The organism is Leclercia adecarboxylata (assembly GCF_006874705.1).
In the GTDB taxonomy this organism is placed as follows: domain Bacteria; phylum Pseudomonadota; class Gammaproteobacteria; order Enterobacterales; family Enterobacteriaceae; genus Enterobacter; species Enterobacter adecarboxylatus_C.
The window spans coordinates 1562309-1587113 of sequence record NZ_CP035382.1 but is presented as its reverse complement, the minus strand read 5'-3'; the positions used below and the strand labels follow the sequence as shown (position 1 = coordinate 1587113).

Annotated in this window: 27 protein-coding genes and 1 pseudogene; 4 read left to right on the top strand and 24 right to left on the bottom strand. The window is 60.1% G+C overall.

Going from position 1 to position 24805, the window contains the following annotated elements; all coding sequences use genetic code 11:
* The first annotated feature begins 144 nt into the window (after positions 1-144).
* Together ES815_RS08620 and ES815_RS08615 are read left to right on the top strand one after the other, a co-directional pair.
* The gene (locus ES815_RS08620; RefSeq protein ID WP_142487459.1) at positions 145-1347 is read left to right on the top strand and encodes an NAD(P)/FAD-dependent oxidoreductase; all 1203 of its coding nucleotides are present in this window, start codon (positions 145-147) and stop codon (positions 1345-1347) included.
* A 169-nt stretch (positions 1348-1516) separates the two neighbouring features.
* The gene (locus ES815_RS08615; RefSeq protein WP_142487458.1) at positions 1517-2542 is read left to right on the top strand and encodes a TerC/Alx family metal homeostasis membrane protein; all 1026 of its coding nucleotides are present in this window, start codon (positions 1517-1519) and stop codon (positions 2540-2542) included.
* A gap of 63 nt (positions 2543-2605) precedes the next feature.
* On the opposite strand, the gene ES815_RS08610 is transcribed toward ES815_RS08615, so the two are convergent.
* From ES815_RS08610 to ES815_RS08600, 3 genes are all read right to left on the bottom strand, one after another.
* The gene (locus ES815_RS08610; RefSeq protein ID WP_142487457.1) at positions 2606-3268 is read right to left on the bottom strand and encodes an HAD family hydrolase; all 663 of its coding nucleotides are present in this window, start codon (positions 3266-3268) and stop codon (positions 2606-2608) included.
* 94 nt (positions 3269-3362) lie between these two features.
* Complete coding sequence (locus ES815_RS08605; RefSeq protein ID WP_142487456.1) at positions 3363-4157, bottom strand: SDR family NAD(P)-dependent oxidoreductase; 795 nt, start codon at positions 4155-4157, stop codon at positions 3363-3365.
* 54 nt (positions 4158-4211) lie between these two features.
* Positions 4212-5072: a LysR family transcriptional regulator gene (locus ES815_RS08600; protein ID WP_142487455.1), complete on the bottom strand. Its 861-nt coding sequence runs from the start codon at positions 5070-5072 to the stop codon at positions 4212-4214.
* A 99-nt stretch (positions 5073-5171) separates the two neighbouring features.
* On the opposite strand from ES815_RS08600, the gene ES815_RS08595 reads away from it, so the two are divergent.
* The gene (locus tag ES815_RS08595; RefSeq protein ID WP_039032475.1) at positions 5172-5678 is read left to right on the top strand and encodes a phenolic acid decarboxylase; all 507 of its coding nucleotides are present in this window, start codon (positions 5172-5174) and stop codon (positions 5676-5678) included.
* Between the two features lie 5 nt (positions 5679-5683).
* Here the strand turns inward: ES815_RS08595 and acpT are convergent, their stop codons facing one another.
* From acpT to ES815_RS08500, 19 genes are read right to left on the bottom strand one after another with little or no spacing between them, the layout of a single operon-like run.
* Complete coding sequence (gene acpT / locus ES815_RS08590) at positions 5684-6265, bottom strand: 4'-phosphopantetheinyl transferase AcpT (protein WP_142487454.1); 582 nt, start codon at positions 6263-6265, stop codon at positions 5684-5686.
* Positions 6266-6267: 2 nt separating this feature from the next.
* Positions 6268-7497, bottom strand: coding sequence for a beta-ketoacyl-ACP synthase (locus ES815_RS08585; protein ID WP_142487453.1), 1230 nt, complete (start codon positions 7495-7497; stop codon positions 6268-6270).
* The gene (locus ES815_RS08580) at positions 7494-8225 is read right to left on the bottom strand and encodes a 3-ketoacyl-ACP reductase FabG2 (RefSeq protein ID WP_142487452.1); all 732 of its coding nucleotides are present in this window, start codon (positions 8223-8225) and stop codon (positions 7494-7496) included. The genes ES815_RS08585 and ES815_RS08580 overlap by 4 nt, the downstream gene beginning before the upstream one ends.
* On the bottom strand, positions 8222-8695 hold the full coding sequence (locus tag ES815_RS08575) for a 3-hydroxy-fatty acyl-ACP dehydratase (protein ID WP_142487451.1): 474 nt from the start codon (positions 8693-8695) through the stop codon (positions 8222-8224). Before ES815_RS08575 ends, ES815_RS08580 begins: the two co-directional genes overlap by 4 nt.
* The gene (locus ES815_RS08570; RefSeq protein ID WP_142487450.1) at positions 8692-9858 is read right to left on the bottom strand and encodes a beta-ketoacyl-[acyl-carrier-protein] synthase family protein; all 1167 of its coding nucleotides are present in this window, start codon (positions 9856-9858) and stop codon (positions 8692-8694) included. Before ES815_RS08570 ends, ES815_RS08575 begins: the two co-directional genes overlap by 4 nt.
* A 1-nt stretch (position 9859) precedes the next feature.
* Positions 9860-10444, bottom strand: coding sequence for a DUF3261 domain-containing protein (locus ES815_RS08565; RefSeq protein ID WP_142487449.1), 585 nt, complete (start codon positions 10442-10444; stop codon positions 9860-9862).
* Positions 10441-12759, bottom strand: a complete 2319-nt coding sequence (locus tag ES815_RS08560; protein ID WP_142487448.1) for an MMPL family transporter — start codon at positions 12757-12759, stop codon at positions 10441-10443. Before ES815_RS08560 ends, ES815_RS08565 begins: the two co-directional genes overlap by 4 nt.
* Positions 12728-13333, bottom strand: coding sequence for an outer membrane lipoprotein carrier protein LolA (locus ES815_RS08555; RefSeq protein ID WP_142487447.1), 606 nt, complete (start codon positions 13331-13333; stop codon positions 12728-12730). Before ES815_RS08555 ends, ES815_RS08560 begins: the two co-directional genes overlap by 32 nt.
* A complete protein-coding gene (locus ES815_RS08550) occupies positions 13330-13752 on the bottom strand; it encodes an acyl-CoA thioesterase (RefSeq protein ID WP_106995282.1) in 423 nt (140 codons plus the stop codon). Before ES815_RS08550 ends, ES815_RS08555 begins: the two co-directional genes overlap by 4 nt.
* A gap of 3 nt (positions 13753-13755) precedes the next feature.
* Complete coding sequence (locus ES815_RS08545; RefSeq protein ID WP_142487446.1) at positions 13756-15447, bottom strand: glycosyltransferase family 2 protein; 1692 nt, start codon at positions 15445-15447, stop codon at positions 13756-13758.
* Complete coding sequence (locus ES815_RS08540) at positions 15438-15791, bottom strand: hydroxymyristoyl-ACP dehydratase (protein ID WP_142487445.1); 354 nt, start codon at positions 15789-15791, stop codon at positions 15438-15440. The genes ES815_RS08545 and ES815_RS08540 overlap by 10 nt, the downstream gene beginning before the upstream one ends.
* Positions 15778-17139: an acyl-CoA synthetase gene (locus tag ES815_RS08535; protein WP_142487444.1), complete on the bottom strand. Its 1362-nt coding sequence runs from the start codon at positions 17137-17139 to the stop codon at positions 15778-15780. Before ES815_RS08535 ends, ES815_RS08540 begins: the two co-directional genes overlap by 14 nt.
* Positions 17132-17719, bottom strand: coding sequence for a hypothetical protein (locus ES815_RS08530; RefSeq protein ID WP_142487443.1), 588 nt, complete (start codon positions 17717-17719; stop codon positions 17132-17134). The genes ES815_RS08535 and ES815_RS08530 overlap by 8 nt, the downstream gene beginning before the upstream one ends.
* 6 nt (positions 17720-17725) lie before the next feature.
* The gene (locus tag ES815_RS08525) at positions 17726-17980 is read right to left on the bottom strand and encodes an acyl carrier protein (protein WP_142487442.1); all 255 of its coding nucleotides are present in this window, start codon (positions 17978-17980) and stop codon (positions 17726-17728) included.
* Positions 17981-17993: 13 nt separating this feature from the next.
* The gene (locus ES815_RS08520; RefSeq protein ID WP_106995276.1) at positions 17994-18251 is read right to left on the bottom strand and encodes a phosphopantetheine-binding protein; all 258 of its coding nucleotides are present in this window, start codon (positions 18249-18251) and stop codon (positions 17994-17996) included.
* Positions 18232-19047 (bottom strand): lysophospholipid acyltransferase family protein, encoded by an 816-nt coding sequence (locus ES815_RS08515; protein WP_142487441.1) that lies wholly within the window; start codon positions 19045-19047, stop codon positions 18232-18234. The genes ES815_RS08520 and ES815_RS08515 overlap by 20 nt, the downstream gene beginning before the upstream one ends.
* Positions 19044-19766 carry a beta-ketoacyl synthase chain length factor gene (locus ES815_RS08510; RefSeq protein WP_142487440.1) on the bottom strand — a complete coding sequence of 241 codons (723 nt, stop codon included), beginning with the start codon at positions 19764-19766 and terminating at the stop codon, positions 19044-19046. Before ES815_RS08510 ends, ES815_RS08515 begins: the two co-directional genes overlap by 4 nt.
* A 47-nt stretch (positions 19767-19813) precedes the next feature.
* The gene (locus tag ES815_RS08505) at positions 19814-20887 is read right to left on the bottom strand and encodes a methyltransferase (RefSeq protein WP_142487439.1); all 1074 of its coding nucleotides are present in this window, start codon (positions 20885-20887) and stop codon (positions 19814-19816) included.
* Positions 20888-20890: 3 nt separating this feature from the next.
* Positions 20891-21964, bottom strand: a complete 1074-nt coding sequence (locus tag ES815_RS08500) for an AI-2E family transporter (RefSeq protein ID WP_142487438.1) — start codon at positions 21962-21964, stop codon at positions 20891-20893.
* Between the two features lie 108 nt (positions 21965-22072).
* Here ES815_RS08500 and ES815_RS08495 point away from each other — a divergent pair.
* A pseudogene (locus ES815_RS08495) lies at positions 22073-23312 on the top strand (MFS transporter).
* 4 nt (positions 23313-23316) lie between these two features.
* On the opposite strand, the gene ES815_RS08490 reads toward ES815_RS08495, so the two are convergent.
* On the bottom strand, positions 23317-23874 hold the full coding sequence (locus ES815_RS08490; protein WP_032614966.1) for a DcrB family lipoprotein: 558 nt from the start codon (positions 23872-23874) through the stop codon (positions 23317-23319).
* 72 nt (positions 23875-23946) lie between these two features.
* Positions 23947-24612, bottom strand: coding sequence for a 7-cyano-7-deazaguanine/7-aminomethyl-7-deazaguanine transporter (locus ES815_RS08485; RefSeq protein ID WP_106995269.1), 666 nt, complete (start codon positions 24610-24612; stop codon positions 23947-23949).
* Positions 24613-24805: the final 193 nt, after the last annotated feature.

The window sequence follows — 24805 nt, the reverse complement described above, 5'->3', positions numbered from 1 at the left end:
TGATTTGCCTACTGACATAAGCGTAGCAGTAAAAGAATTATTTTTTAAATTTCAATAAAATGAACGAGATCGCGGATATTTACGCTGGCACGCTTCTTGAGGAAACTTTACAATCCGCGCCCTCAAAACCAGGAGAATCGAGACGTGGAAAAGTATGATGCCATCATTATTGGCGCCGGTGCGGCGGGTTTATTCTGTGCGGCAATGGCCGGACAGGCAGGGCGCCGGGTTCTGCTGCTCGATAACGGTAAAAAACCTGGTCGTAAAATCCTCATGTCTGGCGGGGGGCGCTGCAACTTTACTAACCTTTATATCGAACCCGCGGCCTATCTGAGCCAGAACCGCCATTTTTGTAAATCTGCTCTTGCCCGCTATACCCAATGGGACTTTATTGACCTGGTGGGTAAACACGGCATTGCCTGGCATGAGAAAACCCTGGGCCAGCTGTTTTGCGACGATTCGGCGCAACAGATTGTCGATATGCTGGTGGCCGAGTGCGAAAAAGGCCAGGTTACCCTGCGTCTGCGCAGTGAAGTGCTGGAAGTCGCCCGTGACGAGGCGGGATATACCCTGCAACTCAATGGCGAAACGGTGAGCGCGGAAAAGCTGGTGATCGCCAGCGGCGGGCTCTCGATGCCGGGGCTGGGCGCGTCGCCGTTTGGCTATAAAATTGCCGAACAGTTTGGCCTGAAGGTGCTTCCGACCCGAGCCGGTCTGGTGCCGTTCACCCTGCATAAACCCTTGCTGGAGCAGCTGCAAACCCTCTCCGGCGTCTCGGTGCCTTCGGTCATCACGGCTGAAGACGGCACCGTATTCCGTGAGAACCTGCTGTTCACCCATCGCGGCCTCTCCGGCCCGGCGGTCCTGCAAATCTCCAGCTACTGGCAGCCGGGGGAGTTCGTCACCATTAATCTGGTGCCGGACTGCGATCTAGCGAGCTTCCTGGATGAACAGCGCGCGGCGCACCCTAACCAGAGCCTGAAAAACACGTTAGCCATGCAGCTGCCGAAGCGGCTGGTGGAGTGCCTGCAGCTGCTGGGGCAAATTCCCGATGTGTCGCTGAAACAGCTCAACAGCCGTGACCAGCAGACGCTGGTGGAGACCTTAACCGCCTGGCGCGTCCAGCCCAACGGCACCGAAGGCTATCGCACTGCGGAAGTGACGCTCGGCGGGGTGGACACCAACGAACTCTCCTCGCGCACCATGGAGGCCCGCAACGTGCCGGGGCTCTATTTTATCGGTGAGGTGGTGGACGTGACCGGCTGGCTGGGCGGCTATAACTTCCAGTGGGCGTGGGCCAGCGCCTGGGCCTGCGCAGAGGCGCTGGCGGCAGAGAATAAAAACTGACCGGGTATGCAGAACCGCGTTGATGTGAGTTAAAATAGACTATCCGGCGCAGGTACATCCTGCGCCGGTTTACTTCTTAAGGGGAGAAGGCTGTTAACGGCCCCCCCTTTTTCTTTACTGGCTTCGCCAGTCTGCATGGTTTGTATTTTGTCTTCAAAAAGGGTTGTGTATGTCATCTGCTCATCTCGGTTTCCCGACGGAAACCGTTGTTGTATTCGTGGTTATGGCTGTCGGGGCGATGTTTATCGACCTCTTCATGCATCGCCATGACAAACCGATTTCACTGAAAAGTGCTTCGCTCTGGTCGATCTTCTGGGTGATGACCGCGATGGCGTTCGCCGGATTCCTGTACGTTCACCACGGTGCTGAGGTGGCGAGCCTGTTCCTCACCGGTTACGCGCTGGAAGAGGTGCTCTCCGTCGACAACCTGTTCGTGATGATGGCGATCTTCGCCTGGTTTGGCGTACCGGATCAGTACCGTCACCGGGTGCTTTACTGGGGGGTGATTGGCGCTATTGTCTTCCGCGGGATCTTCGTCGCCATCGGCACCAGCCTGCTGAGCCTCGGGCCGTACGTGGAAGTGGTCTTTGCCCTGATTGTGGCCTGGACGGCGGTGATGATGCTCAAGCGCGGTGAAGAGCAGGACGAGATCGAAGATTACTCTCAGCACCTGGCCTACCGCGCGGTCAAACGCTTCTATCCGATCTGGCCAAAAATCACCGGCAACGCCTTCCTGCTGAGCCAGAAAGAGGTGGATGCCGAGCTGGAAAAACCAGAGAACCAGGATGTGATGGTCGGCCGTGTGAAGAAGGCGAAGCGCTATGCCACGCCGCTGCTGCTCTGCGTGGCGGTGGTGGAGCTGTCAGACGTGATGTTCGCCTTTGACTCGGTGCCGGCGATCATCGCCGTTAGCCGCGAGCCGCTGATTATCTACAGCGCCATGATGTTCGCGATCCTCGGCCTGCGTACCCTCTATTTCGTGCTGGAGGCGCTGAAGCAGTATCTGGTCCATCTGGAGAAAGCGGTGATCGCGCTGCTGTTCTTTGTGGCCTTCAAGCTTGGTCTGAACGCCACGGATCACTTCTGGCATCACGGCTACGGCATCGGCGCCACGGCGAGTCTGTTAGTGGTGCTGGGCGTACTGGCGGTGGGGATTGTGGCGAGCCTGCTGTTCCCGGGGAAACGGGAAGCCTGAGTGGTATTGCCCGGCCTGTGGATGTTGTAGGCCGGGTAAGGCGAAGCCGCCACCCGGCATGTTTTACGGTTTAATAGGTGAATTCCGGCGCGCGCGCGGCGGGTGGAAATGCCGCCAGTGCGGATCCTGCGCCGCGGCCAGCAGCTCGTGATCGCCGCGGGTGTCGCCCCAGGCGCGCACGTGGTAATTGGTCAGGCTGCCATACACGTGCTCCAGCCGGGCCACCTTCTGCGCACAGCGACAGTTATGGCCGGTGATCCGCCCGGTCAGCTTGCCGTCTTTCACTTCCAGCTGGGTGCCGATAAGCTTAATGCCAAGCTTGTCGGCCCAGGGCTGCAATACCAGGGCCGGCGAGGCGGAGCAGATCGTCACTTCCGCACCGGAATTGACTTCCGCGGCCACCGCCAGTACGCCCTGCGGGCGCATCAGTTTGTTCCAGTATTTCTCGCAGAACAGCTCTGCCTGCTGACGCAGCCAGTGCTCATCCACGCCGGTCAGAAAGGTTCTGATCAGCACCTCTTTCAGCTCATCACGGGTCAGCTTGCGGCGCACACAGTGCAGGGTAGGCAAGGCCATCCGGACCAGGCGACCGGCAAAATAGCGTTTGCCGAACGCAAAGCGTAAGAAAGGGATAAAGCTGTCGTGATGCGTCAGCGTGCCATCGAAGTCGAACACCGAAAGTACGCTGGATTTTGCCACTGCCTCATCGGCAATCATATTGGTCATAGCTACGTCTTAGCTGAAATACACATTCTGCCCATCAGTTTACCTGCTTTAGCGTCAGATGCCACCCGCCAGCGGACGGGCGGCAACGGCATGGCTAGATAATATCGTCCACCACGCCGCCATCGACGCGCAGCGCCGCGCCGGAGGTAGCGGACGCCTGCTGTGAACAGACGTAGACCACCATGTTGGCGACCTCTTCTACCGTGGCGGCCCGCTGAATAACCGAGCTCGGACGGTGCGCCATGACAAACTCTTTCGCCAGCGTCTCCAGTGATTTGCCGGTTTTCTCTATCTCGTCTTTCATCATGTCGGCAAAGCCGTCCGACATCGTCGGGCCCGGCAAAACGCTGTTCACGGTAACGCCGCTGCCCGCGACAAATTTCGCCAGCCCGCGCGCCAGCGACAGCTGGGCGGTTTTGGTCACCCCGTAGTGGATCATGTCTGCCGGAATATTGCAGGCCGACTCCGAGGAGATAAACACCACCCGGCCCCAGCCCTTTTGCACCATGCCGGGCAGCAGGGCGCGCGACAGGCGTACGCCGGACATCACGTTAGTTTGCCAGTAGCGATCCCAGGTCTCATCGTCGGTGGCGTAAAAATCCTGCGGCCCGTAAATCCCGGCGTTGTTCACGAGGATATCGACGCCGGTGGCGACCTTCAGCAGAGCATCCACCCCGTCAGGGGTGCTGAGGTCGGCAATCGCCGCCCGCACCTGCACGCCGGGTATGACCTGCTGCAGCTGTTGGATCCCCCGGTTGACCGAGTCGACGCTGCGCCCGTTAACAATCACCTCGGCACCGCTCTCCGCCAGCCCTCTGGCAATGGCGAAGCCAATGCCGCCTGTGGAGGCGGTTACTAACGCCACTTTTCCCGTAAGATCGATTTTCACGGTCTGCTCCTTTTCATAGTTGAAGTTCAGACCGTTAAGCGTAGCAGTTCACCTTTACGACGGCTGGCGGAAGAGGTGCAGTAAGGTCTCAACCTGTTCGTCGAGCGGGGCGAGCGTGTGTTTTACAATCAGATGCAGCGGTGTAGCACGGCGCGTGCCGTGGTTCAGGGGCAGTGTTTTCAGCACACCGCTTTCCAGCTGTTGCTGAATTCGCTCTTCCGGCAGCCAGCCATACCCCACCTGATACATCACCGCATCGATAGCGGCATCGATGGTGGAGAAGGTCCAGGCTTCGCCGCCGGGAGGCGCGGCGTAGTTCTGCCCGGCGATCTGGATGAGTGGCCAGGGGCGTAGCATTTCATCAGTGAGCGGCGTGTCGCGTTCAAACAGTGGATGCTCCCGATGCGCCACGGCGACAAAATCGATATTCATCAGCCACTCGCCGCGCCCGGTCACATCCTGGCGGCGGGTTAGCACCATCACGTCGGCTTCGCTCTGGGTCGGCGCCTCGCCGGCGTTCTCAAGTATTTCGGTCAGATGCACCTCGGTTTGCGGATAGCGCTGTTGAAACTGGCGCAGAATGGCAAACAGATGACGGCGAGGGAAAATGCTGTCCACCACCACATCCAGTCGGGTACGCATCCCGTTGCGTAGCGTCGTGGCGCGAGTCTCCAGCAGGGTAAAGGCGTTTAGCAGCGGTTTGACCTGATTTAACAGCAGTTCCCCTTCCGGGGTCAGCACCGCCTTACGCCCCGCCTGAACCAGGAGCGCCACGCCCAGCCGCTCCTGCAACAACGCCAGGTTATAACTGACGGAAGATTGGCTGCGGTGCGTCTCCTCTGCGGCGCGGGCAAAGCTGCCTAACTCAACGACGCGTTCAAGCAGCGACCACTGCTCAAGGGTAGTTTTGTGCATGACTCATCTAATTTTTGAATAAATTTGATTAAATCATAGCGTTATTCATCCAATTTTTGCAGGCGTAAGATGGGCTCATTGAAACAGAGGAGACAGAATATGAGCCATTTTGATAAACATGATTTGAGCGGTTTCGTCGGCAAACATCTGGTCTACACCTACGATAACGGCTGGAACTACGAGATTTATGTCAAAAACGAGCAGACCCTCGACTACCGTATTCACAGCGGGATCGTGGCAAACCGTTGGGTAAAAGATCAGCAGGCTTATATCGTTCGCGTGGGCGAGAGTATTTATAAAATTTCGTGGACTGAACCGACCGGTACCGATGTGAGCCTGATTGTGAACCTCGGCGACAGGCTGTTCCACGGCACTATCTTCTTCCCGCGTTGGGTGATGAATAACCCGGAAAAAACCGTCTGCTTCCAGAACGATCATATTCCGCTGATGGTCTCTTATCGCGAGGCGGGCCCGGCCTACCCAACCGAGGTTATTGATGAGTTCGCCACCATTACCTTTGTGCGCGACTGCGGTGCCAATAACGATGCTGTCATTGACTGTGCTGCCAGCGAGCTGCCGGCAGACTTTCCGAATAATTTGAAATAAGCGGGTTACAGAACCTGAAGCGCACCGTTATGGAGGGTGAAGGGCGTTGGCGTACAGACGGCGAGGCTGAGTTCGCCGTGCTGGACGTGGCTGACGCTCAGCGCGGAGGTAAAGGTGCTATCGACGCTGACAATTTGCCAGGCGCTCCCGCCGCGCTGTTTGACGATAGCCTCTTTGCGCGTCCAGATTCGCCAGAAGGCCGACAGCTTTGCCTCGGGCGCCTCCCGCTCCAGCTCGTCGTGTTCCGCGACGCTAAAGACGGCATTCGCCAGCGCCTGCCAGTTATCCCGGGGGCGGATCACTTCGATGTCGCAGCCCACTTCGCCCTCATCGCTTAACAGCAGGGCGATATCATCCCCGCTGTGGCTGAGGTTAAACCAGTACGGATGAGCATCAACGAAGGCGGGTTTACCCTGTTCACCAAAGACGATCTCCGGCACCGGGGAGGGCGATAACGCCCGGGCGAGCAGGGTCCGCCCGGCCAGCCAGGGAGTGCGACGCGCGCCCTCAGGCGCCTGTTCGGCCAGCGCTGACGCCAGAGGGTCAGCGCTGAGGGTAGAAATTTTTCCCAGCAGGAACTGGTACATAGTCACGCCCAGCGTTTAATGATTATGGAAGTATTAATGCCGCCGAACGCGAAGTTATTGCTTTGCAGATATTCGCAATCAATGTGACGGGCTTTCCCCATAATATAATCTAACGCGCCGCATTGCTCATCTGGTTGTCTTAAATTGATGGTCGGTGCGAACCAGCCCTCGCGCATCATCTCCAGACTCATCCAGGCTTCCAGCGCACCGCAGGCACCCAACGTGTGGCCGAAATAACTCTTCAATGACGAGACAGGTACGCTGTCGCCAAACACGGCGGCGGTGGCCAGGCTTTCGGCAATATCCCCCCGGTCGGTGGCGGTGCCGTGCGCCGAAATGTAGCCAATATCCTGCGGACTCAGTCCGGCGATGCGCAGCGACTTTTCCATGCAGATCTGCATGGTTTCCCGCTGCGGCTGGGTGATGTGCGCCGCGTCGCAGTTGGTGGCGAAGCCGACAATTTCCCCGTAAATGCTCGCGCCACGCGCTTTCGCATGCTCCAGCTCTTCCAGAATCAACGTTCCCGCCCCTTCGCCAATTACCAGCCCATCGCGCTGGATATCGAAGGGTGACGGGGTGGCTTCCGGATCGTCATTACGCTGGCTGGTGGCGAAAAGGGTATCGAATACCGCCGCTTCCGACGGGCAGAGCTCTTCGGCCCCTCCTGCCACCATTACCGTCTGATAGCCGTGGCGGATGGCTTCCCACGCATAGCCTATCGCCTGGCTGCCGGAGGTACAGGCGCTGGAGGTCGGGATCACCCGCCCGCGGAGGCCGAAGAACAGGCCGGTATTGACTGCCGTGGTGTGCGGCATCATCTGCACGTAGGTGGTGCCGGTGATGTTGTTGGTGTGCTTCTCGGTGAGCATGGTGGCGAACTCGCTGACCGGGCCGGTGCTGCCGGTCGACGAGCCGTAAGCAATGCCGGTTTCGCCCTGAGTCAGGATCGGATCGTCAATCAGCCCGGCCTGCGCCAGCGCGAGTTCGGTGGCGCGGGTCGACAGTAAAGACACGCGGCCCATGGCGCGGATGCGCTTGCGGGTGTAGTGCTCCGGCAGGGTAAAATCATCGATTGGTGCCGCCAGCAGGGTATGCAGACCCTCATACACCGTCCACTCCGGCATCTTGCGTACCGCGTTTTTATACTCCAGCAAGCGGGCAGAAACCGACTGCCACTCTTCACCGAAGGCGGTCACGCCGCCCATGCCGGTAATCACCACCCGACGCGTCATAACATGCCCCCGTTAATGGAGATCACCTGGCGGGTCACATAGCCCGCAATATCCGACATCAGATAGCTGGCCAGTCCGGCCACCTCGTCTGCCTGACCCATCCGTTTCATGGGGATCATGGCCATTGCCTCTTTCAGCGCGGCCTCTTCCATCTCGATCATCCCGGTATCTATCAGCCCGGGTGCGATGCAGTTGACGGTGATTTTGCGCTTCGCCAGCTCCATCGCCAGGGCTTTGGTGGCACCGATAATGCCCGCCTTTGCCGCGCTATAGTTCACCTGACCCCGGTTGCCCATTACCCCGGAAACGGATGAGAGGGTGATAATACGCCCGCCTTTGCGGGTGCCAATCATGGGCATGATGCAGGGGTGAATGACGTTGTAAAAGCTGTCGAGATTGGTGTGGATCACGCTGTCCCAGTCCTCGTCGCTGAGCGCCGGGAAGGCACCATCCCGGGCGATCCCGGCGTTGCTGACCACGCCATACCAGGGACCGTTAACGTCCATATCCTGCTCCAGCACCTCGCGGCACTGCGCGCGATTGCCCACGTCAAACGAGAGCAGACGCCCGTTTCCCCCCGCCTGCTCGATAGCATTCAGGGTGTCCTGTGCGCCAGCGACGTCGCGGTGGTAATGCACGCCGAGGGTGAACCCGTCTGCGGCAAGTTTGAGGGCGATAGCCCGGCCAATGCCTTTGCTGGCACCGGTGACCAGAACGGAACGACTCATTGATTCACTCCCTGTTTAAACAGTGATGCTAATTCCTGCTGGCCTGGCTGGAAGGTATTGACGCGCCCGGTTGCCAGCGTCTCTTCATCTGTGAGGATGGCGCACTCGAAGCTGCTAAAGCGTTCATCCTGCATCAGCAGCGTGACCGTGATGGTTAACAGGCTGCTGGCCGGGAAGCACCCTGCGGCGCAAACCAGTTCCCGCGCCCCCAGCACCATGCCGAGCGAAATGCTCTCCTGACCCTTCTGCTGACGGTGCCAGCCTGACCAGATGCCAACGGTCTGGGCCATCAACTCAAGGGCGTACCAGCCCGGCAGATCGCCCGCGGTGTTCAGAAAGGGCGCCAGCACGCCCTGCGGACTGACGGTGACGCGGCAGACGGCAGACTCAGCGGTCACGCTGTGGACAGATTCCAGCAGCAGCATGGGGGCATCGTGGGGCAGATACTCGGTCGGGGATAAATAACTCATGACGTTCTCCCCAGCAGGATGCTGGCGTTATTGCCGCCAAAGGCGAACGAATTTGACAAGATCACCGCTTTTTTCAGCGCGGTGGGCTGATGCAGCACGCCGCAGGGGGCGAGCGTCGGATCCGGTGTATAGCGGGTGAAATCCTGGGCGGGTAAGGGGAGGTCACGGGTCAGGATCAGCCAACTCAGCGCCGCTTCGGTGATCCCCGCCGCCCCCAGCGTATGGCCGGTCAGGTGCTTGGTGGAGCTGCAGGGCACCGCCTCGCCAAACAGATCGTGCACCACCTGCGATTCAATCTGGTCATTCAGCGGCGTTGCCGTACCGTGCAGATTGATGTAGCCCACCTCATCCGGTTTTATTCCGGCCTCCTTCAGCGCCTGGTTAATGGCGCTGATGGCCCCTTCACCCTGTGGATGGGGGGCGGAAATATGGTACGCGTCGCTCGACTCGCCGGTACCCAGCAGCGCCACCGGCTGCGGCTCGCGGGTGAGAACCATCAGGGCTGCCGCTTCGCCAATGGTGATCCCCCGCCGGTCACGGCCAAAGGGCTCGCACAGCGTGGTGGAGAGTGACTCAAGGCTGTTAAAGCCATTCACCGGCATCCGGCTTAGCGTATCTGCCCCGCCGACGATAGCGATATCTGCCAGCCCGGCATCAATCAGCCGACGCCCGCTGATGATCGCCCGCGCGCTGGAGGAGCAGGCGGTCGAAAGGGTGTAAGCCGGGCCCTCCAGACCGAGCCAGTTCGCCAGAAAGCGCGACGGATCGCCCAGTTCCTGCTGAGCGTAGCGCCAGTTGACGCTGGCTTCGCCGCTCATCGACAGACGCACATGTTCGTCGCCCTCGTCGAGCCCGGAGGTGCTGGTGCCCATGACCACCGCCACCCGGTCACGGCCGTAGCGGGCAATGGCCTCATCCACGACAGGCTGGATCTGCGCCAGCGCCGCCAGCAGGAGCTGATTATTGCGCGAGCGGTGCAGGGCAAAGCTTTCCGGGATCGCAGGCAGCTCGCCGTCGACGCCGCCCAGCACCGCATCCTGACCCTGTAGCCAGCCGCTGCGCAGGCGCATGCCGGGGGCGACCCCGCGCGTCAGGTTAGCGGCAATCTCGTCAGGCGAATTGCCCAGGGCATTGATCAGGCCAACGGCAGAAATGTAGATCATCTCAGTCATCCAGATATTGAATGGTGATGTGGTAGTGGAACACCTGTTGTTCGATGCTGATCGGCACGCGCTTGCCTTTGCGCTGCAGGTAGACAATCTCCGTCACCAGCTTGCCGTCGGCATTGCGCAGCTCGCGACGGTCGCCGCGATCCTGCAACGTCCAGCCCTTCGGCAACTGCGGCAGCCAGGCGTCGATCGGCCAGTGGCTGAGCATCACGTCCGCCAGTACCTGGCTGGCCGGAGGCAGCTCTGGCGCAACAATCGACTGTTCAGTATGGATGCCCGTTTCATTATAGGTGGCGAGGAACAGGCGAATACCCACCGATGACAGCCCGGCGAGGGTCACCTTCTGCGCATCGGCATTCAGCATCACCAGCAGCGACTGGGTCTTGCCATTAAAGCTGCCGGTCAGCAACTGCTGGGAGCTCAGCGCCGGAGTAATACCCGGCGGCGGTAGCGTCACCCGGGTACCCGGCTGGAGCCATGCCTGCGGTCGGGCATCGTCACGCTTCGGGGCCGTGTGGCTGCAACCGGTCAGCAACAGCGCGCCGATCAGGGCGGCGGCGCGGTAAAAAGGGGTGATCATTGTTTTCTCTCTTTTTGGGCTGGCATCGCCAGGGGAGCCAGCAGAAAGGCGGTGAAAATACCGCTGACCAGTACAATGCCGAAACTGCCGATCGCCTGCGTGGCGCTGAATACCAGCATGCCGAGGGTTAACAGGGTGGTCATCATCGCCAGGGTAATGGCCAGCATTGAGGTCAACGGCGTGCCGCGCGGGTTGTTGAAGAATAGCGTGTAGTTGATCCCGATGCCGAGTACCAGCACCAGCGCCAGCAGGGAAAACAGGTTAACCGGATGACCCGAGACCGCCAGCGCGGCGAGGCCGCAGCCCAGCGACACCAGCGAGGGCACGAGGGTTATCAGCCCCTTACGCCAGCCGAGGCGCAGCATGGCACCGCAGGCGATCGTCGCCAGGGCGACAACCAGCAGGCCGGTCAGCACTGCGCGGTAGAGGGCAAACAGGCTGTCGAAACTCGCCTTGCGATCCACCCACACCACGCCCGGATGTTGCTCCGCCAGCTCGCGCAGCGCCGGGCTGTTTTTCACCCCATCCACCGGTACCAGCACGCCGCTTTCGCCGCCGGGCAACGTGAGCCACAGCAGACGCCAGCCTTCACTGGCCGGGCTGGCAAGCCACGTATCGACCTGCACCGGGGTGGCATTCAAATCCGGTGATACCGTCGTCATCCCGGCGTTTTGCAGGACCCTTGTCACTGCCGGAGCCGCCTGGCGCAGCAGCGCCAGATCGCGCTCTTGCTGCGCCAGCGAGTTCAGCGGCAGGGTGCGCCAGGATTTCAGGTCACCCGCCTGCTGCGCCCGGGCCAGCGTCGGGGTAAAGGCCTCCAGCCGCTCCAGCGTCTGCTGGGCCGATGCGCCATGCACCACGAACCATTTCTGATCGACACGCTGCCCGGTCAGGGCGGTAATGGTTTTCTCCTGAGCCAGAATATCCTGCGGCAGGGCCTGTAGCTGGGCGATATCGTCATCCACCCGCAGCGTGGCGATACCCGCGAGAGCGGCCAGGGCCAGCGCAACCGGCAGGCCAACCGACACGCGTCTGTCGCGCCATGCCGACAGCCAGCGCAGCATGAGCGCCCTCGCCGGAACCGGACGCACCGGTAAGCCGCGGCACAGCCACGGATGCCAGAAAATGACCGTCAGGCAGGCGGCGCTTAAGCCCGCAGCGGCAAACACCGCCATCTGGCGGATGCCCGGGAAGGGCGCCAGCATCATGATGAAATAGGCCGCCACGGTGGTGAGCAGCGCCAGCAGCAGGGCGTTGCGCACTTTCGCCAGGCTTTGCCACGGCGAGTCCTGGCCGCCGTGAACCATCCGCTCGGTCAGGTAATAAAGCGTGTAGTCCGCCGAGATGCCGATGATGCTCATGCTCATCACCAGGGTCATCAAATGCAGTTCACCAAACAGCAGCAGCGTCGTGACCGTGCCGGCCAGCGCGCCCATGGCGATGGAGAGCAGGCACAGGAGCAGCGGGCGCAGGGAGCGGAACACCGCCACAATCAGCAGGATCACCCCCAGCACGGTGGCGACGCCGAGGGTCGAGATATCCCGCTTTGCCTGCTGGCTGGCGTAGTCGCTGTAAAACACCGTGCCGCGCGACAGCAGCTGCGCCTGCGGATACTGCGTTTTCAGCTGGCTTTCGAGGTCGTGGAGCCGGGTCACCAGCCGGTGGGTTTGCTGCATATCGAACGACGAACCGGCCAGCTCGCCGTGCAGCAGATACCAGTAATTTCCGGCATCGTCTTTGGTCACCAGCCAGCCGTCCATCAGCCGTAGCTTCTGGCTGTTTTGCGCCAGCGCCAGCTGGGAGCCGCGCATCAGCATCAGCGGGTCTTTTTGCAGCTCTTTACCGCTGACTCCGGAGAAGGCCGAATACAGCTGGGATAAAATCCACTGGGCCTGCGCCTCGCCGCCGTTTTGCAGGCGCGCGCGGGTGGCAGGGTCGATCAGGCCGTTGCGGTGCTGCCAGAAAAACGCCCCCCAGGCTTTCTGCCCGGCGGCGTCCATCGGCCCTTTTACCTCGTGCAGCGACCCGGACTCGTGCAGCAGGCTCAGCCAATGCTGCGCCACCTGCGGGTCGGGTTGTTTTCCGGGGCTGACCAGCCACACCAGCTGACGATCGAGGCGTTCAATAAAGCCGTCGTTCAGGGCCGGGGGGATCGCCCCGAGGCTCTGTTTGGGCAGCATCGCCAGCACGCTGCTGTTCAGCCGCGCCCCCGGCAGCAGCGTCAGCAGCATGCCCAGCAGCGCCAGGCATACCGCGGCCCACACCAGGGCCGGGCGTCGGGCGTTACGGTGCGGCAAAGCGTTGGCGTTCGGCATCGGTCAGGCTGGCGGGCGTGAGCTGGTGGCGGGAGAGGGCGATAGCGGTACGATCGCCCTGCTTATCGTTCAGCACGATGGATTCCACATAGGTTGCACCACTCAGATCCAGCGAGGCGAAAATCTTGTCCAGCGGCGTGGTGGTGGGAGTCAGCACCAGCGACCAGCGATCTTCACCAAGATCTTTAAAGTTGATGCGGAAATTCTCCTCCAGCACCTTGCGATCCGCCTGGAACAGGGCGCGCAGCAGGTGATTGAACTGGAACATCTGCGGGTTGTTTTCAGCGGTGATGGTCTGCGGCGGCTGGCCGTTGATGACCTGCACCATCCGTTTGTCGTCCAACAGCAGCGTCATCGGGAAAGGCGCTTTTTGATCCCACAGCAGCCCGCTGTCGCGGGCGATCAGCATCTCACCCTGGGATCGCAGCGGCTGGGGCAGATCCTTGATGGTGCGGGACTGCTCAAAGTGGGCGCGTACTACCGGCTGTTCGGTAAAGCGCTGCTGTAATTCATCCAGCGTGACGGCGTTGACCCACGGACTGATCAGCAGGGCAAGCAGCAATAATCTCTTCATGGCGTAACTCCCATACGCTCAAACAGGATCGCCGGGCTGACAAAACACAACTCGCGGCTCTTCTCTTCCACCGCCACCTGAATGGTGTAGCCGGTGGTGGTCCGTTTGCCGCTGGTGGCGTCAAAAATCTGATAGGCGATACGCAGGCGGTTCTCAAACTCTTCGATATGGGCCCGGACGCGGATCCGTTGCTCAAAGGTGAGGACATCACGGTATTTCACCCGGGTGTCGACCACCGGCCAGAGATAGCCGGATGCCTTCATCTGGCGATAGCCATAATCGAACTGGTTGAGCAGGGCCTCGCGGGCAATCTCAAAATAGCGGAAATAGTTGCCATGCCAGACCACGCCCATCATATCGACGTCGTGAAACGGCACGGTCAGTTCTACTTCGGTCGTAAAGCGGGGATCGGTCAGCACCCTTTACTCCTTCTCTTTGGCATCCGGCAGACGCCAGAAATCGAAAAAATTAAACCAGTCGAGCGGGGCCTGCAGCGCAAAGTGCTCCAGCCGTTGGGCATAACGGTCGACGGTCTGCTGTAACGCCTGCTGGCGCCCGCTGCGCGGTAACAGTAGCGGATCGGCAAAGTCTTCGCAGTGGATATGCAGCTTCTGCTGCTGGCGCAGGGCGAAAATCAGCATCACCGGGCAGCGCATCAGCGAGGCGAGAATAAATGGCCCCTCAGGAAACGGCGCAGGCTGGCCCATAAAGTCGCTCCATACCACGCGCCAGCTGCCGCCGCGCTGCGGATCGACGGCGATCCGATCCCCGACGATCGCCACCCATTCCCCGTGATCGATCTTCTCTTTCAGGAGGATGGCGGTCTCCGGGCCAATATCGGTCACCGGGATCAGGTTCAGCCCGGCCTGCGGCGCCATCTCCTGCATAATCTGTTTGAAGCGTTGGGCGTTATCGCTGAAGACCAGCGCATTGATGGTCTTGCCGCCGTCGAGCTGCGCCAGGGCGCGGCACGCCTCGACATCGCCGAGATGGGAGGCCAGCAGCAGCTTGCCCTCAGGCACGCTAAGATCGAGCTTTTCCCGTGCGCCAGGGGCGAAGACCACGTCCCTGCCCAGTCTGAGTTCGCCCTGCCAACTGGCGACCTTATCCAGCATCGCATTGCCAAAACGCAGGAAGTGGAAAAAGCTGTTCAGGCGCGCGGGCTTTGGCTGCTGGCGCAGCGCCAGCGTCTCGCTCACGCGGGCGATCCACTGTTGCGATGCCTGGCGGGCCGGGCGGGCCGTCAGCCAGTAGACGGCAATCACCGGCCACAGCAGGAGGGTAAACGCCCTGCGCCCGAGCAGCTGCCAGACCCGTAACATCAGGCGCATGCCGTACAGGCCTTTCACCTCCTGCTGCTGCGCCCAGTGCTGGCTGCGGCGGCGAAAGAGCAGGGAAGGGATGCGCGGCAGCATGCCGAAGAACAGCCGGGTGTGCATCCAGGAGATGCGCAGGTTGTCGTTCAGGGCATCGAAATGGGAGATGCCATCCTGCGGATAGGTCACCCGGGTGGGCAGAAAATAGCTGGTATTGCCCTGCCAGTAGAGGCGCACCATGATTTCGGTATCAAAATCCATTCGCTTGCCGAGCGGCACACTGTTGATGACCTGTAACGTCGGGGCCACCGGGTAGACCCGGAAGCCACACATGCTGTCTTTGAGCTGCAATGACAGGGTTTCGATCCAGACCCAGACATGGGTGATCCAGCGGCCATACAGTCGCGAGCGGGGGATCGAGTCATCAAAGACCGGCTGGCCGGAGATCAGCGCCTGCGGGTGGCGCTCTGCCAGCGCCAGCAGCCGGGGGATGTCCTCAATGGCATGCTGGCCGTCGGCATCCACCTGCACCGCATGGGTAAAACCTGCCCCGGCGCAGACTTTCAGTCCACGGATCACCGCCGCCCCTTTGCCGGCATTGTGTATCAGCCGCACCAGCGTCACCTGCGCATTGTCGGCAGCCAGGCGATCCAGTTCCTGACGGGTGCTGGCATCGCTGCCATCGTCGACCACAATCACCGGCAGCTGAAACGGCGCCAGACGGCTCAGGACGTTCGCCATCATCGCCCCATGGTTGTAGCAGGGGATCAGAATGCAGGGGCGAAAGGTTAACGGCATAAGCGAATCTTCCCGCTGCTGGCCAGGAGGCGCTGTTCACCGTCGTGGCGTTGATAGCTGAAGGTGAGGGTCTGGCGCTCCGCGTTCCAGTCGAGGGTCAACGTTACGGTGGCATCGGGGAGCAGCGGTGCCTGAAATTTAACGTTCTGGATACTGTGAAAACGATACTCCGGTGCCAGCAGCGTGGTGGCGTAGTGCATTACCCAGTCAAGCTGAGCGACGCCGGGCAGCAGCGGCTGCACGGCAAAATGGCCCTGGAACCAGAACAGCGCCGGATCGAGGTGCAGGACGATCTCAAGTTGCTGCGGTTGTGCCTGATGGCGCTCGATTTCATGGATTTTCATGAAATAACTCCTGTAACTGCGCATAGACACGCTTGTTCATACTGTTTACCGGCATTTCATCAATGATGCGCCAGTAGCGAGGGATCGCGACCGGTTCGAGCCACGGCCGCAGGGCGCGTCGCCAGGCCATGATCTGCGCTTTAATGCCGCGCTGGTGCAGCTGTTGACGCGCGGCGTCATCCAGCACCAGCAGTACGCCAACGCCCTGGCGTCCACCGCGCGTAACCGGCAGCGCCGCCGCTTCGCAGATGCCGTCCAGCGCCAGCAGACGCTGTTCAACCTCGGTCAGCGAGATACGTTTCTCTTCGATTTTCACCACCCGTCCCTGGCGGCCAATAAGACTGAACTGACCATCATCCCCGACGTGCAGAATATCGTCGAGCAGAACGCCGTCCGCCTCATCGATCAGCGGCGAGGTAACGCGCAGGGCGCCATTATCGCGGCTAAAGGTCACCCCGGGGAAGGGTTGCCAGAGGCATTTGTCCGCCTGACGGTAACGCCAGGCGAGGACGCCGGTTTCGCTACTGCCGTAAATTTCATCCGGCCAGAGTCCCAGCCAACGGTAGGTATTGCAGGCCGACTCCCACATCAGTACGCCTCCGGCCGAGACCAGGACGGCAACGGGCGGCGGGGCGAGCTGCGTATCGAGCCGCTTCAGAAACGCCGGGCTGCTGATAAACAGGTAGCGCCGGGTATGATCCACGGCCGCCAGCTGTTCGGCATAGGAGATCATCTCCGCATGCAGCGGCAGCGCCAGCGACATCGGCAATACAATGCGAAACGTCAGGCCGTACAGATGCTGGGGCACAACCGAGGAGACCACGCAGCAGCCGTTCAGCCGCTCGCCAAAGCGGGCTGCCAGCAGCCTGGCTTCCCGATCGAGCTGGGCGACACGCTTGACGATCCGTGCAGGGGCTCCGGTCGAGCCGGAGGTGAACAGTTCGATAACGCGGGCGTCATCAATGGCCGGCAGCGGCATGAACGGCGGCGCACTGCGGCGGGCAGAGCTGACCACCAGCAGGCGGCCCCGGAAGCTCAGCGTCCTGTCGCTCAGCACGCCGCTGAACAGTCCCTGCTGCTCCTCCAGCAGCGATTCCCGGCTGTGTCCGGGCAGCACCGGGGTTTTGCCCGCATGCAGCGTTGCCAGCAGGGCAACGATAAACAGATAGCTGTTGTCAAAACAGAGCGCCCAGCGATCGCCTTCCTGCTGCTGCAAACAGGCCGTCAGGGCGCTGACGTCGTCGCGCAGCTGCCCGAGCGTCCAGCAGCGATCGCCAGACCAGGCGACAGGGGTGTCGTCCGGGCGTGGGGCGTTCAGCCACTGGCTCAGCGGGAGGGGGTTATGCATCGCGCTGCTCTTTTTTGATTATCCGTTGACGCACTATCCACTCGCTTGCCATTAACGTTCCCATCAGGATATAGGCGATCATGCCGTTCCACAGCGTCCAGAGGTGCATGTCACCCCGCAACACGGTGAACAGCGCCATTCCCCCGTTGAAGATGAAAAAGCCGCACCAAACCCGGGTGACAACGCGGGTATAGCGCACACCGGAAGGGGATAAATTCGGTTCCCGCAGTCGCGCCAGCCGTTCGACCAGCGGCATCGCCGTCCACAGCGACCCGCCGAAAACGACCAGCATCGCCAGGTTAACGATCACCGGATAGAACAGCAGCCACTGATGCGCTTTCAGGAGGTAGCTGGCGGCGCACAGGACGATACCCGCCAGGGCAACGCTCTGGGTCACATAGCGCATCGGCCCGGAATTAAGCCGCGCCTGGCGAAAACGGAACAGCAGCAGGATTGCCATCAGCGGCAGCAGCCAGTGCAGGCTGTTGTGCGACAACCCGAAGCCAATCAGAAAGGGCCATGCGACCAGCATTAACCCCGTCAGCAGTGGGATTGCCGGGAAGGATCGTCCGCCACGCATGGTGTCTTATGCTTCACGCAGGAGCTTTTCTACCGCATCCACTACGTCCTGCACGGTACGTACCGACTTGAAGGTTTCCGGTTTGATTCGGGCGCCGGTTCGTTTCTGCAGGTGAACAACCATGTCGACGGCGTCGATGCTGTCCAGCTCCAGATCCTCATACAGGCGCGCCTCCGGGGTGATGGCTTCCGGCGCAATTTCAAACAGGGTGATCAGGAGAGTGGTGACTTCCTGATAAACGGATTTGTGTTCTGTAGTCATGGTAAATTCGGTCTCAGGCGCGTTGGGCGGTGATGAAAGAGGCCAGGGTGGCGACGGAGTAAAAATGTTGACGCATCTCTTCGCTTTCGGCAGACAACACCACGCCGTACTGGTTTTTTACCGCCAGCCCCAGCTCAAGGGCATCGATCGAGTCAAGGCCCAACCCATCGCCAAACAGCGCGGCATCCGTATCGATATCCTCTGCGGTCAATTCGTCCAGATTGAGGGTAGTAATGATAAGATTTTTAATTTCAAGGTAGAGCGCTTGCATCATTCATTCCTGACAAAGATTGAAGACCGGATGTTAAGCGATGCTGCAGGTGCCGGTTGAGCTGTCTTGCCGCCAGGGCTGGCTCCTGTACTGCTGCATCGTAAAAATCACTAATACTGACCCGCTCACGGACATCGACCGTGAAAAAGGGTTTGTCTGGCGGTATGTCATACCACCGGCTGTGTTTATCAAGCAGGTGCTCGCTGCAGTGGATGAGCACCACCCGCAGGTCGCTGGCGCAACGCACGGCAATATTGGCCGCACCGCGTTGCAGCGTGATGGCTTTCCCCGCCTGCGTGCGCGTCCCTTCCGGGAAGATCAGCAGGGTGTCGCCCTGGCTCAGCCGTTGCTGACAGGCGCTTAACAGGGCGTCGGCTTCGCTGTTGATCAGGTAATCGGCCGCCCGGATCGCCCCGCTGAGAAAAGGGTTACGCAGCAGGGCGCTTTTCACCAGGCAGTCGGTTTCCGGCATCACCGACGCGATCAGCACGTAGTCGATAAGCGTCGGGTGGTTCGCCACTACCAGACAGCCGCGTTCGTGGCGCAGCGCGTCGAGGTTATTGAAGCGGTAATCGAGCACGCCGAGGGTGCGGGCGACGGTTAAAAAAGCACGGAAGCTGGCGGCAATACTGCGTCGGGCGAGGCGACGACGACGCACGCGATCGCGCTGGACCAGGTTCAGCAGGTTGAACCACACCAGCGACAGCAGCAGTCCGCCCGCGCCAAACAGCACGAAGCACAAGCCGGTCATCACCAGCCGCCAGCCGCGGCTGAGGGCCGCCCTTACGCGTATCATGCGCGGGTCCACTGCCACAGCAGGCGCTCGCCGGGCACCACAAACTGCCGATCGCCTCGCAGGTAGTGGCGCAGGAACAGCAGGCTCTGCGGCAGCGAGAGCGCTTCGGGGCAACGGACGGATTGCGTTTCGCAGCGCAGAGTGTCACCGGCTTCGATGACCAGCGCCAGGGCATAGGGCCAGGTCGGCATCTGCGGCGGGAGTGCAGAGCGGTAAAAATCGGGCAGGGCGCCATCGAAATCGACCATTAACACCCGCGTATATCCGGCATGCAGCAGGCTCAGCACTTCGCACAACCCCTGCTGGAAGGTGTCCATTCCGGCGGAGAGGGATGACGAGACAATCGGCTGACGCGCCGCGATAGTCAGATTGCCCACCGCAGAGTTGTGGACCGACATGGCGAAATCGGTCGGGGAAACATCCTGTCCGGTCGCCAGCGCATGCAGGAGGCGATAGTTACGCTCCAGCTCACCGTGACGGCTGGTGTAAACCACGGCATCAATGGCATGTTTTCGCACCATCGCCATACCGCAATCGACCGCCAGTTTACTGCCGGAACTGAGGCGGCGGGCGGTCATCATCGGCAGTTCGGACAGTTTGGCCTGCGGCGCAGCAGGATCGATGGCATGCAAACCCTGTGACCATGCCTGCCAGTGGCTGGCATCACTAAGGCCTGGCGCTCTGGCTTGCCAGTCGAGAATGTTAAGTGCAAATTTCATCTGCGCGCGTCCGCGATAAACCCGTTATCCAGTAACGCAGCCGAAGGTCAGGGCGCGTTATTGTTTATTTTCTGGCAAATCAATAAGGTGTGGCCCACACCGAGATTGTCATGCCGTTGTTCTACCCGGAATCCTGCTCTCTCCAGATAGTGATAAAATTTCTCTACGCTGTAAAAACGGCTGTTGCCGTTCGCCATACAGGTGAAATAGAGCGAGGTTGCGTTCAGGCTGAAGGAGGCCGCTTCGAATCGTTGCGCATCCCAGAACAGCTCCAGAATGCACAGGCGGGCACCTGGCTTCATCACCTTCGCCACGTTGCTCAGCAGGGTCACAATCTGATCGGGAGAGAAGCAGTCCAGAAACTGGCTCATCCACCAGATATCAGCGTCATCCGGCAGAGCAGCGTCGCTAAGCATATCGACAGGATAGAGCCCAATACGATGAGATAATCCTGCTTTTGCGATATTTTCCTGGGCCAGGGCAATTTGCTGCGGCAGATCGAGCAGCGTCACGGCGATATTTTCATCGTAACGACAGCAGCGTAGCGCCCATTTACCCGTATTTCCGCCGACATCGTACAATTTTGTCGGCGAGCTTGCGAATATATAGGGTAACGCGGCATCAAATGCGCCATCGGAATAGAAGTGATCGAAAGCAAACCAGCTCCGCTGCGCCTGTTCGGGTAGGGCGGAGAGTGCCGGATAAATGGTTGGCCACTCGCCAAAGACGGTGAGCCCGGCCGGTTTTTCCGCTTTCAATGCATCGGCAAGATGAAACAGGCCCTGATAGCAAACATCCTGGGTGAAATCCATATTGACGCGGGTCATGCTGTCATGCAGCAGATAGTGACCAATTTTGGCCAGATAATATCGCCCCTCGCTGTGGGTCACTATCCGCCCGCTTAATCCCATATCCAGCAATACGCCAGCGCCATATTCGCTGAGCGTGCTGTTCGCCACGATCTCCTCGAGAGAAGCGCCCCGCGTGCCCTGTTTATCCAGCCAGGCGAGGATGCCGGTGTTACGCAGACAGAGCGCGGTCTGAAACAGCATCGGGGCAAAGGCGATACGTTGCGCTTCGGTGATGGCCTCCAGCGCGCTGAGGGTGTCCTTTTCGTACATGCGTTATCCCGGTAAGCGGCTTTTCGGTCGGCCCGGGCCGAGCAGGATCGCCAGCTTGCTGCCCCCCTGGGTGGTCTCCATCCAGATCTTACAGACGCTGGTCAGCGGAACGGACAATAACATCCCGACCGGGCCCAGTAACCAGCCCCAGATCAGTAACGACAGGAACACCACCATGGTGGACATCCCCAGCCGGTGGCCCATCATCCGGGGCTCAACGATATTGCCCAGCACCATATGGACGATCAGGAACAGCGCCCCCACCATGGCGCATTCATAGAGACCATTGAACAGAAACGCCTGGATCATCGGCGGGACGGCGGAGATGACCGCGCCAATATTAGGCACATAGTTCAGCAGGAAGGCCAGCACACCCCACATCAGGGCGAACTGTACCCCCAGCAGCGTCAGCCCCAGCCAGACAATCGCGCCCGTCCACAGGCTTAACAGCGTTTTCAGCGCCAGATAATGGGAAACACCCTTCAGCGCCCGGTGCAGACCGGCGATGTGGATCTGCGGGTTATTGAGGGCAAAACGCATTTTGTACGGCACGTGGCGCACTTCAAACAGCATAAACACCACCGTCATCACCAGCAGCAGGACGCTGGCCATCGCCCCGGAAAGCTGGGTCATCAGCGCGGTGGCAAAGGTCATCACCTTTTCCGAGTCCATCCGTTTCAGCATCCGCTCCGGGGAGATATGCAGGTTGAGGAACGGAAACATCTCCTGCACATCGACCAGTTTGCGCGTCAGCTCTTTATTGTATTTCGGCAGCAGGGCGGCAAATTCATTGAGCGAGGCCGCCAGCACCCCAAACAGCGCCGTCAGGCCAATCAGCATCACCACCACCACAATGGTGATGGCCAGGGGGCGGCTAAATCCGCGACGCAAAAACCAGGTGACGAGGGGGTTGAGGACGATGGCGAAAAAGAGCGCCAGCAGCAGCTGCACGAGAATATCCGCTGCGGCGTGAATACCTGCGAGGATCACCACCAGGCAGGCCAGTTTGAGCAGAATATGAAGACCGGATTTATCAGGCTGTGTAAGACCCGGTTTACCGGGTGGCGTGGTTAACATAGTGTTTCCTCTTATGAGATGCTCATAAGTGTAGTGCGCGCGCAGCGCTTCGGCGGAGGCCGTTAATCTTAAAGTCGCTGCTGCATTTCGGCCCCTGTCATGGTAATAGTGAAACACTGTTGTAAAAATTCTGGTGAACCTGATGCCCGAACCCGCCGCCGAACCGGCACTGAGTGGATTACGCCTCAACCTGCGTATTGTTTCCGTCGTTATTTTCAACTTTGCCAGCTACCTGACCATCGGCCTGCCGCTGGCCGTGCTGCCGGGCTATGTCCATGACATTATGGGCTTTAGCGCCTTCTGGGCGGGCCTTGTGATCAGCCTGCAATACTTCGCCACGCTGTTAAGCCGCCCTTACGCGGGGCGCTATGCCGACCTGTTTGGCCCGAAAAGCATTGTGGTGCTGGGGCTCTGCGGCTGCTTCCTGAGCGGAGTGAGCTATCTCCTCGCCGGGTTAACCAGCGCCTGGCCGATGGTGAGCCTGGCGCTGCTCTGTCTTGGTCGGGTGATCCTTGGGGTCGGGCAAAGCCTCGCCGGAACCGGCTCCACGCTGTGGGGCGTCGGGGTGGTGGGAGCATCGCACATCGGGCGGGTGATCTCCTGGAACGGGATCGTCACCTACGGGGCGATGGCGATGGGGGCCCCGCTCGGCGTGCTCTGCTATCGCTACACCGGCCTGAGCGGGCTGGCGCTTACCATTATGGTGGTGGCGCTGCTGGCGATTTTATTTGCGCTGCCGCGACCGAAAGTCAAAGCCAGCAAAGGCAAGCCGATGCCGTTTCGCGCGGTGCTGGGGCGCGTCTGGCCCTACGGCATGGCGCTGGCCCTTGGCTCGGCAGGCTTTGGGGTGATCGCCACCTTCATCACCCTGTTCTACGCCGATAAAGGCTGGGACGGCGCGGCCTTTGCGTTGACCCTGTTCAGCTGTGCCTTCGTCGGGACGCGGCTGCTGTTCCCGAACGGCATCAATCGACTGGGCGGGCTGAACGTGGCCATCATCTGCTTTAGCGTCGAGATTGTCGGCCTGCTGCTGACCGGTATCGCCGATGCGCCCTGGATGGCACGGATCGGGGTGTTCCTCGCAGGCGCGGGCTTCTCGCTGGTGTTCCCGGCGCTGGGGGTGGTGGCGGTGAAAGCGGTGCCGCAGCAGAACCAGGGCGCGGCGCTGGCGACCTATACGGTGTTTATGGATATGTCGCTGGGGATCACCGGGCCGCTGGCCGGGCTGGTGATGGCGTGGGCCGGGGTACCTGTTATCTATCTGGCGGCAGCGGGGCTGGTGGCGGTGGCGTTACTGCTGACGTGGCGGCTAAAAAAATGGCCTCCGGAGGAGGCCATCTCATCGTGAGAACTTACTGAATCACGAGGGTATTGATGATGTTCTCTGCGGCAGTTTGCGCTTTCTGCTGATCGTCAGCAGGCAGCGTGATCTGCAGGGTCAGCAGCTTGTTGTCCACTTTGCCCAGCACTACGGAGGAGTAAGCCGTCTGGCCTTTGGCAGAGATAATGCTGTCCAGCTGTTGCAGCTTGTGGTCTTTCAGCTCGATGGCTTTATTGGTCACGACCTGCAGCTGCGGGTCGCGGCTGCGCTGCTGATCTTCCAGACGCTTCGCCAGCACGCCCAGGTCTTCATTGGTGTCATCACCAACGATCACGATCACCGCTTTTTGCCCGGTAGCATCGGAATAAACGTGCATGTTGTTCGCCTGGGTGCCCAGCTTGCCGCTCTGATCGGTCATATCCGCCGGCAGAGAGAAGCTGAGTTTGCCATCCATCAGGCTGACCGGTTGGCCCGTGGCGTTGCTTTCAGCAGACGCAGCCTGAGCAGGCGTTTTGGTGTCGCTGTTATCACAGGCTGCCAGCCCCATCACCAGCAGGCCAATCCCGACATATTTAACCAGATTGCGCATTACATTCTTCCTTTCGATAAACGGCCATAACGGCGCATCAATCCATCTTATCACAACTGTTCAGGGGAACCCTTAACCAGCCTGCAATCCCGGGATTTCAGATTTATCCGCGAATCTTTTCAGCAACATATTCAGCAGCACGCCGTACATCGGCAGGAAGAAGACCAGGCTGATAAGCACCTTAAAGGCGTAGTCCACGAGCGCAATTTCCATCCAGTGTTGCGCCATGAACGCATCCGGGCTGCGCCAGAAGGCGATAAAGAAAAAGGCCAGGGTATCGCTGACGTTGCCAAACAGCGTGGAGGCGGTCGGCGCCATCCACCAGCGATGGTTCTGCCGCAGGCGGTTAAACACATGTACGTCGAGGATCTGTCCCAGCGCATAGGCCATAAAGCTGGCGGCGGCGATACGGGCGACGAACAGGTTAAAGTGCGTCAGCGCCTCAAAGCCCTGCCAGCTGCCCATATAGAACAGCGAGGAGATCACGTACGAAACAAACAGCGCCGGAAGCATGACGGCAAAAATAATGCGTCGGGCCAGCGGGGCGCCAAAGATACGGACGGTGAGATCGGTCGCAAGGAAGATAAACGGGAAACTGAATGCGCCCCAGGTGGTATGAAAACCAAAAATGGAGATGGGCAGCTGCACCAGGTAGTTACTGGAGGTGATCACCAGCAGATGAAAAAGCGAAAGCCAGAACAACGCTTTTACGCGCTGCGATTGAGAGAACTGCGTCATATTGTGACCTTTTTGATTAGAATTTGGGGTGAGGGAACCCAATATGAATCTGGCCCATTAGGCTATTTTATTCGCCATTCTGAATCCGGGCAGTGCTCGAAATCCTCACGTACTAAGTGTACGCTCCGGTTTCTGCGCGCTGTCCGTCTCCAGACTGGCTTCAACAATAACGCCTAATGGGCCAGATTCTGAA